Source organism: Photobacterium sp. J15 (genome assembly GCF_963870815.1).
GTDB classification, from domain to species: Bacteria; Pseudomonadota; Gammaproteobacteria; order Enterobacterales; family Vibrionaceae; genus Photobacterium; species Photobacterium marinum.
In genome coordinates, this window is the sequence record NZ_CAWMUI010000001.1 from 1,865,666 (window position 1) to 1,879,431 (window position 13,766).

Below are 13,766 nucleotides of genomic sequence, written 5' to 3' on the forward strand. Positions count from 1 at the left end.
TATGAGTGATGAAATGCTGAAATACTATAATCGTGAGCTTGCCTTCATCCGCCATATGGGGGCTGAATTTGCCAAGCGATACCCAAAGGTAGCAGGACGACTCAAGTTATCAGATGAACATGTGGAGGATCCACATGTATCCAGGCTAATTGAAAGTTTTGCATTTCTGACATCACAAATTCGATGCAGCCTTGATGATCGTTTTCCGCAATTAACCGAAGCATTATTAGGGCAGCTTTTTCCTGATTATCACGCCACTATTCCATCAATGGCTGTGATTAAAATGACCACTCAGAATATTACTGATAATGGCTTTACCTTGCCGAAAGGAACATCGGTCGAAAGTCGGGTAGAGGGTTATAAACCATGTCAGTTCACAACTTGTTATGATACTCAACTTTGGCCGGTAGAAGTTACTTCAGCAACGTTTGAAAATGCCCCGTTTAAGGCTCCACAAGCTAATTTTCAAAAAACAGCAAAAGCTGTTCTGAAATTAACATTGAGCAGTGAATTTGAGGAAAATAAGTTACAAGACTTAGGGTTAGATAAACTTAGGTTTTATATTCACGGCCAGCCTCATCTTAGTCATACCCTGTATCAATTACTTTTTAAGTCTGCGATTGGTTTATCTCTTGTATCAAGGGATGAGCAGGAATCATGCAGGTATTTACAATCACGTCATATTTATCAGGTCGGATATGATGATAATCAGGACGTTATACCGTATCAAAAAAGGACATTTTGCGGGTATAGGTTGCTTGTTGAACACTTCTTGTTTCCTGAAAAATTTCTCTTTTTTGAACTTAGGGATTTAAAGTCTCAATGGCTGGGGCGGGGAAATGAAGTCGAACTTTATATTTATTTTGATGAAACAGATGATTGGTTAGCAAAGCAGTTAACCGCTGAAAATATTTTGTTAGGTTGTACTCCCATTATCAATTTATTTAAGCAGGAATTGGAGCCATTTTCCCTGTCGTTAGCACATCGTGAACATCGATTGGTTCCTCGTTACCAGGACGCCGATATATGTGAAGTTATTCAAATTAAGGATGTCACTGCATATGACCAGCATGGAAACAGCACTTTAGTCGCACCATTCTACGGTTGTAGCCAGGCTGGTTACTTAACTGAAAATGAAATGTTTTGGACTCAGCGTCGGGAGCATGCGGATCTTGCGGCGGGGCATAATGAGCCAGGTTGCGAAAGCTATTTGTCAGTTATTAATTCTGTTTCTAGGCCGCTGGATATTAATGAATATGAACATTGGATAGTGACAGTTAACGCATTATGCAGCAACCGGAATTTACCGATACGCCTACCATTTGGTGGCGGCCAGCCTGCAATGTCAGTAACACAGCGTACAGATACATTAAAAGAAGTCAGGTGTCTGACAGCGCCAACGACCCCTATTCGCCCTAAGTTAAATGAAAGCACTCGCTGGCAATTTGCCAGGCACTTAACCTTAAATCACTTTACTGGAGACGATGGGTTATTAACGTTGGTTGAGTTATTAAAACTCTATGACTTTGAGCAAAGTCCACAGAGCAAAGCCATCATTGATTCAGTAATAGGATTAAGTATCACGCCTGCAACGTCAAGAGTTGTACAAAGAGGACGTGTAGGCTTCTGTCATGGCACAGATATAGAAATTGAATTTGCAAAAAATGAGTTAACTGGCACCAATATATTTTTCTTTGGTTGTGTTCTTTCTCAGTTCTTTTCTCAATTTACTGCAATCAATAGTTTTACACGATTGAGTGTTCGAATACAGGGGCAAGCTGAATGTTTACATCGCTGGCCTGCGATGGCTGGGAGCAAGAAATTGATATGAGTATCAATCAAGTGATCGCTAAAGTCGATAAAAATGATTTTTACCATACCGTGAATGCTTTGCAACGTTGGCTTGTGGAAGATCTTGATGGTATGGCAGTTGGTTCAGATGCACTTCCGTCTAATGAAAGGATTCGATTTAAAGTTTCTCAGCATTTGGGGTTCCCTGGAACAGCAATTGAGACGATTCGTAAGGAAGAAGTTGACAGCGGCTTATCACGGCTTTGTTGTTATATCAACTTCACCGGCTTGACAGGACCTAGTGGTGCTTTACCCAGGTATTACACCGAACTTTTGATGGAGCGCGTCAAATTAAAAGATACGGCACTTCGTGATTTTTTTGATTTATTTAATCACCGACTGATTTCGTTTTACTATCGCGCGTGGGAGAAGTTTTATTATCCCGCTCAGTATGAACGTCAGCTTTTAGGTCATGATTCTTCGTTCGATAAAATACTTCGTTCATTGACGGGAGCAAATCAGGATTTAGATGTTTATTTCGGTGGTCTCTTTAGCCAACAAATAAGAAATACACAAGGGCTAAAACAATTTTTAGAGGTACTAAGTGGTTGTGAGATAAAAATCACGGAGTTTGTTGGTCGGTGGATCACGTTGAAACAGAGTGAGCAGACATGTCTCGGATCGCTATGTCAGCCAGAGGGGCAGCATGCCAGGTTGGGTATTAGTACAGTCTTAGGTTCGCGCGTATGGGACGTATCTTCTGAAATTAATATTGAAATTAAAGGTGCAGATCCCAGCCAGTGTATAGAACTAATGGGAGATGGGCCGTTATTTCAGAGTATGAAGCGGATCGTAAGCCATTATGTGCCGGCTTCTGTTGAAGTGAAATGGTTTTTAATCACCATATATCGCTGCTTGCCTTCAGCAGACCTTAGTAAACATGGTCCGGGCTTAGGGCGTGGGGCGTCGTTGATGATACGTCGTTGTTTGATGGATAAAGAGCTGAGTATTCCTGTGTGCTGAACTCAGAAGCTGTCGTTTGATTAATGAAAGGAATAGTAACATGTCAACCATGACTTTAAAGTCGTTAGTGGACAAGCTGACCCCACATTGTAAAAAGAAATTAGAAGCTGCGGCTGGATTATGTAATAGCCGGAGCCATTTTAGTGTGGAAATACAGCATTGGTTAGCTGTAATGGCAGAGGGGGAGTCGGGTGATTTGGCGGTTATCTCGTCAGCCTTTGACTTGGATTTGGCTGAATTGCGAAACCAATTGTTGCTTGGCCTGGAGCAACTAAAAACCGGAAATTGCAATCCTCCGGGTTTATCTCCACAGGTCGTTGCTTTGTTGAGAGCGGCTTGGATGGCTGCAACCATTGAATTTAATGAAAGCGCCATTCGTAGTGTTCACATCATTTATGCCTTATTAAGTGACGAAAGTCTGGTATCACTGCTTCATAGAGATGCCCGGGAACTGCTGAAAGTCGATGCCTCTCGCATATTGTCTTCTTGGCCTGCGATTGAGAAAGATTCGACAGAGGGAGGTTCTAGGGGGGCATCGGAGCAGGGCTCATCACACAGTCTTAACCACTCATCACAAGCTTTGGCTCAATATACGATAGATCTAACGGCTCAAGCTAAGGCTGGAGAAATCGATCCAATTTTGGGGCGTGATAACGAAATACGTCAGATGATCGATATTTTGACGCGCCGTAGACAAAACAACCCAATCCTTACCGGTGAGGCTGGGGTTGGTAAAACCGCAGTGGTTGAGGGATTGGCGCAACGAATAGCAGATGGTGACGTTCCTGAGGTATTGCAGAATATTTCTATTCGCGTGCTGGACTTAGCTTTGCTTCAGGCTGGGGCTGGCATGAAAGGGGAATTTGAAAATCGGCTTAAAACAGTGATTAAGGAAGTGAAGTCTTCACCTGTGCCGATCATTTTGTTTATTGATGAGGCACATACGTTAATTGGTAGTGGTGGCCAGGCGGGGCAAAATGATGCGGCGAACTTGCTCAAGCCGGCGCTTGCTCGTGGAGAGCTAAGGACGATTGCTGCGACGACCTGGGCTGAATATAAAAAATATTTTGAAAAAGATGCCGCTTTGGCCAGGCGTTTTCAGGTAGTAAAAATTGAAGAACCTGATGAAGAAACGGCGGTCGTGATGTTGCGTGGTCTGTTACCCGTTATGGAGGCTCACCATCATGTGACGATTACCGATAAAGCACTACAGTTTGCGGTCAAATTATCAAATCGTTATATCAATGGACGTCAATTACCGGATAAAGCAGTGGGATTGCTTGATACCGCTTGCGCACGCGTGGCAATGAGTCAGGTGTCAATGCCGGGGCAAGTTGAAGAGTTAACAAGCTTATGTCAGCAGCTAAAAACAGAGATAGCAGTATTAGAAAAAGAGGTAATTACAGGTAGTGATCACGGCACCAAGTTAGCTCAACTTGAGAGCAAACTGCAACAAGCTGATGCTGAGCTTCATCATTTAGAAAACCAGTGGCGTGATGAAGTTGGGCTGGTTAAGCAGGCAAAAGATTTTTCCCAAAAATTAATGGAAGGTGATGTAGTCTCTGAAGAGGATAAAGCACAATTCAAGGAGATGAAAAATCAGCTTACAGCAAAGGTTGAGCCTATGGTTCACCTTGAGGTGGGTGAAACGTTAGTTGCAGAAGTGATTGCAGATTGGACAGGTATTCCACTTGGTAGAATGCGAAGTGATGAAATAGACAATATATTGTCGCTTTCAGAGCGAATGAAACAAAGAGTGATTGGCCAGGATCATGCGTTGGATCAGATCGCCCAAGTGGTTAAAACCGCCAGGGCGCAACTAAGTGATGAGCGCCGGCCTGATGGAATTTTCTTGTTAACCGGGCCAAGTGGTGTTGGTAAGACAGAATCGGCATTAGCATTAGCAGAGCAAGTCTATGGTAGTGAAGATAACATTACCGTTATTAATATGTCCGAGTTTAAAGAAGAGCATAAGGTTTCTCTTTTGGTTGGTTCGCCGCCGGGATATGTCGGTTTTGGTGAAGGGGGAATTCTGACTGAAGCCGTGAGACGCAAACCTTATAGTGTTGTGTTATTGGATGAAATGGAGAAAGCTCACCCGGGGGTTCAGGACATTTTTTATCAGGTTTTTGATAAAGGAACCCTTAAAGATGGAGAAGGGCGAGATATCGATTTCAAAAACACGATTATCATCATGACGTCAAATGCCGGCACAGAAACAACCATGGAACTCTATGAGGACGAAGAAACGTCGCCATCGATACCAGGACTAAAAGAGGCTCTGAAAGATGATTTGCTTCAGGTATTTAAGCCTGCATTTCTTGGGCGGCTAGATGTTATTCCTTATGTACCCTTATCTAACGATGTGCTTAAAGAAATTATAAAACTGCAGCTTAATAGAATTTCTGACAGAATTAAGAATAACTATAATGCAGAGTTTAAATACACTGATAATGTGGTCGATTATTTAAGAGGCCAAAGTAACAATGATAATTCAGGTGCAAGGTCGATCCATAATAACCTTCAGCAGTTTTTATTGCCATTGTTGTCAGGCTTGATATTGAAGAGGTTATCAACGAATAGTGAGTTTGATTTAATTTGTGTTGATGTTTGTAATGATAATTACAACGTAATTTTTAGTTGAGTTTACTCATGTTGAATAATTAAATGGGAGGTGTGTCGTAGTTTGTTTTTTCTGTCCTTTATATATAATTAAGCCTGTGTGATATTTCGCTTTAATTAAGCTGTGTGCTTATTTTGTATACTGTTAAAACCCACTTTAAATTTAGGCTTTATACATCGAGTTATATTGGTGTTTAGGTTTTTAATTGTTTAATTAAACTTATCAATAGTGCTACAGGAGACTGGCATGCAATCTAATACTTATCTGAAATATTATAATACAGATGGGAAACCACTAAATGGTGAAACTACAGCAACTGACTATAAAGACATGATTACGGTTTTGTCAGTTGATTGGAGTGTTGGACGTGAAATTACTTCCTTTACTGGTACTCAACAAGACCGTGAAGCGAGTTCTGCCCGTCTATATGATATGACGATTACAAAGCTACAAGATAAAACTTCAACTTTGTTATTTGAAGAAGCAACAATAGGTCAAGGTGGCAAAGCAGAAATATATGTAACAAAGCAGGGCAAAGATAAAGTTGAAGAAATCATTAAAATTGAGCTAAAAAACACCATGATTTCAAACTACAGCATGTCCGTTCAAGGTGATCGTCCTGTTGAAACTATCACTATCTCATACACGAAAATGGTTATGGCTGTTACGCCTACGAATGATGATAACCATCGTGAAGGGCAGCTCATTTACGGTTATGACGGCTCTGCTGGTCAGAAAATGTAATATTTTGTTAATGCGGAGTAGTTCTCTACTCCGCAATCAGCAGATTAATGATTGGTTTTTAGGATTAAAATGGAAAAAGCAACGCAAGATAAAAGCATTCTTCGCATTGATACTCCTTTAGGCAAGGATGTTTTATATGTCAATAAAGTTGAAGTTCAGGAAGGACTATCTTCGCTTTTTTCAATACAAGCCTATGTTTATGCAAATAATGAGTTGGTAGATACCAAATCAATTATAGGAAAGCCAGTAACTATCACTCTTGTGTATAATTTGAGTGGGGAGTTGTCTAAACGTTTTTTTAACGGTTATGTTTCTTCAGTTCACTCATCAGGTAGCAGGATTCCTGTTGTTGCCGAAGGTGAAAACTTTCAAGATTATGTATTAAAAATAGAACCATCACTATCTTTTTTATCTCAGCGTACAAATTGTCGTATCTTTCAGAAAGTTAATTTTGAAGATGTTGTGAAAAAAGTTTTTTCAGAACATGGGGTAAAAATACAGAGTGAGCTAAAGAAAAATTATCCGTTATATGATTATAAAGTTCAGTATCATGAAACTGATTTGAATTTTGTTAGCCGTCTTTTGGAAGATGAAGGTGTTTTTTATTTTTTCAGGCATGATGAAAGTAACCATTATGTTGTTCTTGCAGATGATGTGACGGCATATAAAGAGTGTCAAGAATCACAGGTAAGTTTTACCACAGGTAGTTTTTCTGAAGCTCATATTCATAGCTGGTTTGGTGCAGTAAGCGTTGCTCCTGGTAGCAGTGTTAAACGAGGCTATGATTTTATTAAGCCAGCCGAAAAACCATCAGGAGAGCACCAAAACTCAGGTTTGATACCACAGCAATCAGGTATGGAAGTTTATGAATATCAGGCTGCATCTGAATTCAATCTAAGGGCACAAAATGTTGCCAATGTTGCGTTAGAATCGCTTCAGCGAGATGTTGAGCTTTCAGCAGGTGGAAGTAACTGTTGTAGTTTTACTGCGGGTCAATATTTTACGTTTAAAGATCATGAAGATTCGCGTTTTACAAATAAAAGTTACTTACTGACTAATGTTAGTTTACAAATTGCGATTACAAACCAGGTTGGCTCTCAAAAGAGTGCTTTCAATGTTATCCAGAACCAGTTTAGTTGCGTACCAAAAGAAACACTTTATCGTTCGACTCAACATACACCCAAACCCCGTATTTATGGTGCGCAGACAGCGGTTGTTACTGGCGATGAGGGAGACGAGATTCATATCGATAAGTATGGGCGTGTAAAGGTACTGTTTCATTGGGATCGTGAAGGTACCGCTGATAGTACAAGTTCATGTTGGATTCGCGTTGCACAGAATTGGGCTGGCAACCGCTGGGGGGCTTTTTTCTTCCCTCGTGTTGGCCAGGAAGTGCTGGTGGAGTTTTTGGATGGAGACCCCGATCAGCCAATTATTAGTGGGGCATTATACAACGGCGATTTGATGCCACCATATGACCTACCTGGCTGTAAGACTCAAAGTGGGATTAAAACACGTTCTACTAAAGAAGGTGGTGAAGCTAATTTCAATGAGATTCACTTTGAAGATGAAAAAGGCAGCGAACTTTTATATATCCATGCTGAGAAAGACCATCAATTAATGGTTGAAAATGACTTTCAATCCTTAATCGAGAATAACAGTTGTAAAACTGTAAAAAATGATGAGAAAGCTTTAGTTGAAAATAATTACCAGAGAACGGTAAAAAATGACTATACCCTCCAAGTGGATAACAACCTAAATGAAAAAATAGGTAAAGAATTAGTAATAGATGCTGGTAGTAGGATAGTAATTAAAACTGGAGGAGCTTCAATTACGCTTTCTAGTAGTGGTGCTATTGATATTAAAGGATCAAGTATCAAAGTGAATGGAAGTAATATTGCTTTGAAAGCTGGATCAATTGCATTGAACTAAAGAAAATTTCCTAACGAGAGATAATTATGGGGAAACCTGCTGCAACAGTAACTTGCTTTCATATATGCCCTAAATATTCAGGTAAAACACCTCATGTAGGTGGTCCTGTTGTTGCTGGTTCGGGAAATGTATTTATTGGAGGGTTACCTGCTGCCCGTAAAGGTGATAAAGCTGTATGTGTTGGCCCACCAGATACGATAAAAAATGGTTCATCAACGGTGACTGTTAATGGAAAGCCCGCAGCCAGAATGGGAGATGCTACCAGTCATGGCGGTAAGATAATAGTAGGTAATCCAACTGTCACTATTGGGTAAAGAGGATGCCTTTAGCTATAGATCTCCATCATCTGCAAATTGGTAAATTCAGTGATCCTGATTTATTACTGGAACTAAATTCAGAAGCTCGTGTTGAGCCAGATTTATATTGTTTTGATGATGGGAATGTCTTGCGCTCAATGTCAATTATTCCGATAAAGGAGCAGACACTCAAACAGCGATTAGTTGATATATTAGAAGAAACGATTAAAAAGTTTGAATTAGAAAACAACAACTCTCCAATTTGTGTGTTATTACCTCAAATGGATGAAGTGGATGATTTTTTGAAACAGTCTTTATCTTATCATTTTGATAGATTGATACATGTATTAGAACGAAATGAAGGTTGTTATTTTTTTCCTTATGGTAGAAGTGCTCTTTTATTTGCCTGGGACAAGGTTGAAAAACTAATTTTTAAACAAAATTATCAAGAAGTTCTTTTGCTTGCGATAGATACGGACTTCAGATTGTTTAGTCAATTAACGAATGGCTTGCTCTGTGATGTTGAAAATATTGCATCTGAATGTGTGATTCTTGCCAGTATTAAGCGCGCTGAATCTGGTTTAAAACGTGATTGGTTTTCATACGAATTACGTACCAGCGATCAATCTGAGAGTGCCGCTTTAGCATTCGTTTTTAATAAATATGTCCAGACAAAAGGGCTGCCGATATATCAATTTTATGCACCTTTTGACGGTTCAGGAACCTTGGTTGATGAATGGACAAATGCGTATCACCGTTTGTCTCCGTGTGCGGGTAAACAAACTCAGGTTGTTATGACCACGCCATTTACCGGTGATTTAGGTGCCTGCTCTGGCCTTTATAATTTATTGCACCTGAATGATCGCTATCAACAAGGAAAGTATTTGTATAACACGATGCAACTGGAGATCTCTCCGAGATTGTACCGTGCGGCTGCTCTCTACTCCTGGCAAGATGAATAAAAGCTACTGTAGGTCGTATGAAAGGAATCAATCAACTGCAGCTTAAAGCCAATGATGGCAAAGCCTATCAATTCACCACCATCAAAAAAAATGATGCCAGTGCACAGTCGTCTGTATTCACAACGATCCAATTGGCCCGTCTTTTTATCAGTAAATTCACACAGGTCATGCAACGCCCGGGGGCTGATTTACCTGCTGTGCTGGGTATGCTGGATTCGTCAGCAGAGATAAGGGCTCGTACCGTAGGCTCTTTGATATCGGGTACTACACATGAAGAACTAGCAAAAGCTTTACATGATGGTCGGTTACGGGTTTATGAACTACCGGTAATAGACCCTGTGATCTATCGCGAAACGGGAACGACTTCTGGTAGTTCATCATCACAAAATGAAACGCGAACCCATGGCGGTGAATCTGAGGTTACCCCAGAAGGTGAAGATAGCGTAAATAACGAGGCTGTTGTTGTTTCAACTGATGAAATGACCTGTGACGGTGACCCGGTATCCATGGTAACAGGGGAAGAGATCCTCAAACTTATTGATATTAGCTTTTCTGATATGGGTGTTTCAGGAGATACCGAAATACAATGGCAGCGTCTGTATCGTTCAGGACTCAGCACTCAGAATGTCGGCTTGGGGCATGGTTGGCGCAGTAATTTTCATTTTGAGCTAAATAAAGAGCTTATACCCGACAGGGAGAGTCACCGCTGGCGCTTTATTGATCAGGATGGTTGGGAGCTGTTATTTGATGATATTGCTACGGGAGCGGTAAGTTATCAGGTTAATGCGGGAGCATCCTTGGCTCATGACCGTCATGGTTATTATTTGCTGACATTGAGTGACGGTCGTCAGCTTCGTTTTATTAACCACGGTAAACGCTGGGTTCTTGATAAGTTAAGAATAAGCGAGACTCTTAATTTCAGGTTTGAATATTCCAGTGCCGCCAGGCTTATCAGATTGAAATCCAGCACAGGTCGGGAACTTGCCTTTCGTTATGATGCCGGTGGATATCTGATTGAAGTTCAAGCTCAGACAAATGAACCAGATCAGCCCGTGGTGTTGGCTTCGTATCAATATGATGCGCATGGCGACTTAATAAAGGCCAGTAACCGACAACAGCAGGAAGAATTATACCGTTACAACGGACACCTCTTGATTCAGCGAACACGACCTTCTGGTTTTAGTCATTATTTCGAGTGGCAGGGCAAGGGGGATGAAGCCCGTTGTATTGCTCAGTGGGGTGATGATGACTGCTATCAATATCAGTTTGAATACGATACAGATAGTTATACCGCAATCAGTACAGACAGCCTGGGTAACCGCTGGTGCTATAAACACAGTGCGCAGGGAAAGCTGCTGGAAAAAGTCTCGCCATTGGGCAATGTATGGCGCTATGAATATGACCACCATGGCCGGAAAATCGCTGAAATTTCACCAGACGGCTCCGCGACGTATTATCGATATAATGACTTCGGTCAGCTGTGTGAAGTTCAAGCACCGGATAAGAGCAGAACCCAATACCTCTATAACCGTTTAGGGCAAGTTGCCCGAATCATAGACGGCGAAAACCGGGAATGGGTCAATGACTACAACAGTTTTGGTCGTTTGCTTAGTCAGCAAAGCCCCGACGGAATAGTGAAAACGTATCAGTATGATCATCATGGCAGAATTACCTCTATAACATCGTCTGACGGTCAGGTGGTTCATTACTGGTGGGATAAACAGGGGCGACTGGTTGCGGCTAAAGACAGAGATGCCGTTACCCGATACAGCTATGATGAGCTTGGTGAGCTGAACGGCATGATCAATCCTGATGGTTGGGTTATTCAGTATCGTCGTAATACAGTGGGTTTAGTCATAGAAGTTGTTGAATATCAGCATGACACGCCCTCCAATAGCCGTTCATGGCATCTTGAATATGATCAAGCCGCAAGGCTGATTGCCTCAACTGACCCGCTGGGTCGCACTACCTCCTTAACTTATCAGGGCTTAGCTCAGCCGGTAAAACAAACCCGGCCTGACGGAAGCTGGCTGGCATTTTGTTATGACAAAGAGCGGAATCTGACTGGAATTGAACGCAGTGACGGCGTCACTTATAGGCTTGAGTATGATGGTGAAGAACGGATAACCAAAACAGTCGGTTTTGATGGTCGTGTACAGGAATATCAGTATGACGGACAGGGCCGTCTGGCTTGTCTTGCCGAACAAGGCGAACGTTTCGTTAAGCTGATACGGGATCATAGTGGCCGGGTTATTGAGCAGTTAAGTGCAACTGCATCAGGCATTCCTTTTTCTAATCACTACCAATACGACAAAGCTGGCCGCCTTGTTCATGCCAATAATGCTGAGCGTAAAGTCAGTTTCCTTTACCATACGAGTGGAAAGCCAGCAGAAATCTGGCAGGATAACTGGCCGATAAAACATGAGTATGATTCAGTAGGTAGGCGGGTTCTTACTCAACTGCCCGATGGCAGTCAGATAGATTACCGATACAGTGAAACTGGATTACTGTCTGGGATTTATTGGCAACAGCAACAGTTACTAAGTCGTCATTTTGATAACAGCAACAGAGAAAACCAACGACATTATGGCAATGGTGTTTCTCAAGTGCAGGCCTTCAATAGCAAGGGGTTATTGGTTGAACAAAGCTGGCAACAAACTGACGGATTGCAGCAGCGTGTTTATCAGTATGACCAGGCAGATCAACTGGTTGGCATTAAAGACAGCGAGTTGGGTGATACTCGCTATCAGTTTGATGAGCTGAAACAGCTAATTCAGTGCGCACAACCAAATAATGATGTGCCGTTTACCCCGGACAGCTTCGGTAACCCGTGCGGTGAAGATATTCAGGTTGAAGCCGACAGGTTGTTGAAGTGGCAGGAAAGCCAGTTCAGCTATGACGCGTATGGTAACCAATCCCGTGTTTACAGCTCAAGCGGCCATGAGCAGCGCCAGTTTAACGGTTTAAACCAGCTTACCGGCGTTAAAGTTGGCGGCAAGTATACCCAGTATCAGTATGATGCTTTAGGTCGTCGATGTACGAAAATCACCGGACAGCAGCGTACGGATTCCTTGTGGGATGGTGATCAGCTCATTGGTGAACACTGCAACGGTGAGTTTACCTGGTATATCTACGAGCCTGATAGCTTCAGGCCCGTTGCCTTAATCAAACAGGGGCTGGTCTATTATTACCATCTCGATCATCTCGGAACACCACTTCAGCTAACTGATTCACAAGGGAACGTCGTTTGGCAGGCAGATTATTCAGCTTATGGAAAGGCAAACCTGCGCGTTGCCACCATTAAGAATCCACTGCGGTTTCAGGGCCAGTACCAGGATGAAGAAACCGGGCTGCATTACAACCGATTCCGTTATTACGACCCGGATTCCGGCCGCTTCATCCATCAGGATCCGATAGGCCTGCTCGGTGGTCTCAACCACTACCAGTATGCGCCTAATCCTGTGCAATGGATTGATCCGCTGGGGTTGAGTTGTAAGGAAGGGGGGGCAGCCTTAGCTACGGCTGCCAGAGCTGTCCCTTACAGGTCAACATTAAATGTACTAAGCAACAATGTAACCAAATTAGCTACGCAAGCTGCAGCAAATGATGCGCTTTACATAACTGAAAGGTCATTATTAGCCGAGTTAGCACCAGCTCTAGGTCGATTAACAACTGCACTTTCTGCGCTGTTTTATCGTCCATCAGTTGGAGGCGAGTTAGAACAATACCAAGCAGCAGATGGAACGATATATAGTAAATATAGTAGTGAGTTGCTATTTAAGGCTATAGCACCTGGGGGGGAAACATGGTTTGCCGATAATATTCAAGATGATATTAAGTACCGTACTTGGCTCGCAAATGGAGGCGATGGTTCTTTTGAGGAATGGCTCAGCCAGGGTAAACCTGATAGGCTAGAAGTCGAAGAGGTTTTGGATGGGGTTGGTAGTAGTGTCCTTGAAACACTAGATGAGCTAACCCGAATTAGAGTTAAGCGTTATGCGGACGTTGTTAATTCTAACGTACCATGGAAATGGAGAGAAATTGATAGTGGAGTTAAGCGTTCTGAACGAAGTGCGATAAAGCAATATGCAGAAGAGGCAGGATTAATTCCTAGAATCCCTGTTGACCCAGAGACCCGTTTTGCTGATTTCAGTAGTGTAGTAATTCGTTCGGAATCATTGCCCCAAAATTTGTGGAATGCTACTGATAGAGTTCAATTTAATTATTTAGATGATTTAATTGGCGGAAGACCACAAGGTACAACTTGGCACCACCATCAAGAATCAGGACGTATGGAATTAGTTCCCTTCGGAATTCACAATATTACTAATCATAGTGGTGGACGGACTATATGGGCTACTGGAAATCGATAACAATAAGTGGAGGTGATTTGCA

At 42.1% G+C, this 13,766-nt stretch carries 8 protein-coding genes; all 8 read left to right on the forward strand.

Annotated features, from left to right (window positions below; all coding sequences use genetic code 11):
* The first annotated feature begins 1 nt into the window (after window position 1).
* The 8 genes from tssF (at window position 2) to AACQ93_RS08685 (ending at window position 13,744) form a co-directional block, all read left to right on the forward strand.
* Complete coding sequence (gene tssF, locus AACQ93_RS08650; protein WP_064604034.1) at window positions 2–1,831, forward strand: type VI secretion system baseplate subunit TssF; 1,830 nt, start codon at window positions 2–4, stop codon at window positions 1,829–1,831.
* Window positions 1,783–2,814, forward strand: a complete 1,032-nt coding sequence (gene tssG, locus AACQ93_RS08655) for a type VI secretion system baseplate subunit TssG (protein WP_084419069.1) — start codon at window positions 1,783–1,785, stop codon at window positions 2,812–2,814. Before tssF ends, tssG begins: the two co-directional genes overlap by 49 nt.
* Before the next feature lie 40 nt (window positions 2,815–2,854).
* The gene (tssH, locus tag AACQ93_RS08660) at window positions 2,855–5,458 is read left to right on the forward strand and encodes a type VI secretion system ATPase TssH (RefSeq protein WP_064604042.1); all 2,604 of its coding nucleotides are present in this window, start codon (window positions 2,855–2,857) and stop codon (window positions 5,456–5,458) included.
* 225 nt (window positions 5,459–5,683) lie between these two features.
* Complete coding sequence (locus tag AACQ93_RS08665; protein WP_064604045.1) at window positions 5,684–6,181, forward strand: Hcp family type VI secretion system effector; 498 nt, start codon at window positions 5,684–5,686, stop codon at window positions 6,179–6,181.
* A gap of 69 nt (window positions 6,182–6,250) precedes the next feature.
* Window positions 6,251–8,113: a type VI secretion system tip protein TssI/VgrG gene (gene tssI, locus AACQ93_RS08670; protein ID WP_064604048.1), complete on the forward strand. Its 1,863-nt coding sequence runs from the start codon at window positions 6,251–6,253 to the stop codon at window positions 8,111–8,113.
* A 26-nt stretch (window positions 8,114–8,139) separates the two neighbouring features.
* Window positions 8,140–8,427 (forward strand): PAAR domain-containing protein, encoded by a 288-nt coding sequence (locus AACQ93_RS08675; RefSeq protein WP_064604059.1) that lies wholly within the window; start codon window positions 8,140–8,142, stop codon window positions 8,425–8,427.
* Window positions 8,428–8,432: 5 nt separating this feature from the next.
* Window positions 8,433–9,371, forward strand: a complete 939-nt coding sequence (locus AACQ93_RS08680; RefSeq protein ID WP_064604061.1) for a hypothetical protein — start codon at window positions 8,433–8,435, stop codon at window positions 9,369–9,371.
* Window positions 9,372–9,388: 17 nt separating this feature from the next.
* Window positions 9,389–13,744 carry an RHS repeat-associated core domain-containing protein gene (locus tag AACQ93_RS08685; RefSeq protein ID WP_064604064.1) on the forward strand — a complete coding sequence of 1,452 codons (4,356 nt, stop codon included), beginning with the start codon at window positions 9,389–9,391 and terminating at the stop codon, window positions 13,742–13,744.
* The last annotated feature ends 22 nt before the right edge of the window (window positions 13,745–13,766 follow it).

Excerpts from the sequence above, each read along its gene's own strand:
- tssG (WP_084419069.1), top strand. The coding sequence starts at position 1,783 with ATGTTTACATCGCTGGCCTGCGATGGCTGGGAGCAAGAAATTGATATG.
- AACQ93_RS08685 (WP_064604064.1), top strand. The coding sequence starts at position 9,389 with ATGAAAGGAATCAATCAACTGCAGCTTAAAGCCAATGATGGCAAAGCC.
- tssF (WP_064604034.1), top strand. The coding sequence starts at position 2 with ATGAGTGATGAAATGCTGAAATACTATAATCGTGAGCTTGCCTTCATC.
- AACQ93_RS08680 (WP_064604061.1), top strand. The coding sequence starts at position 8,433 with ATGCCTTTAGCTATAGATCTCCATCATCTGCAAATTGGTAAATTCAGT.
- AACQ93_RS08675 (WP_064604059.1), top strand. The coding sequence starts at position 8,140 with ATGGGGAAACCTGCTGCAACAGTAACTTGCTTTCATATATGCCCTAAA.
- tssH (WP_064604042.1), top strand. The coding sequence starts at position 2,855 with ATGTCAACCATGACTTTAAAGTCGTTAGTGGACAAGCTGACCCCACAT.
- AACQ93_RS08665 (WP_064604045.1), top strand. The coding sequence starts at position 5,684 with ATGCAATCTAATACTTATCTGAAATATTATAATACAGATGGGAAACCA.
- tssI (WP_064604048.1), top strand. The coding sequence starts at position 6,251 with ATGGAAAAAGCAACGCAAGATAAAAGCATTCTTCGCATTGATACTCCT.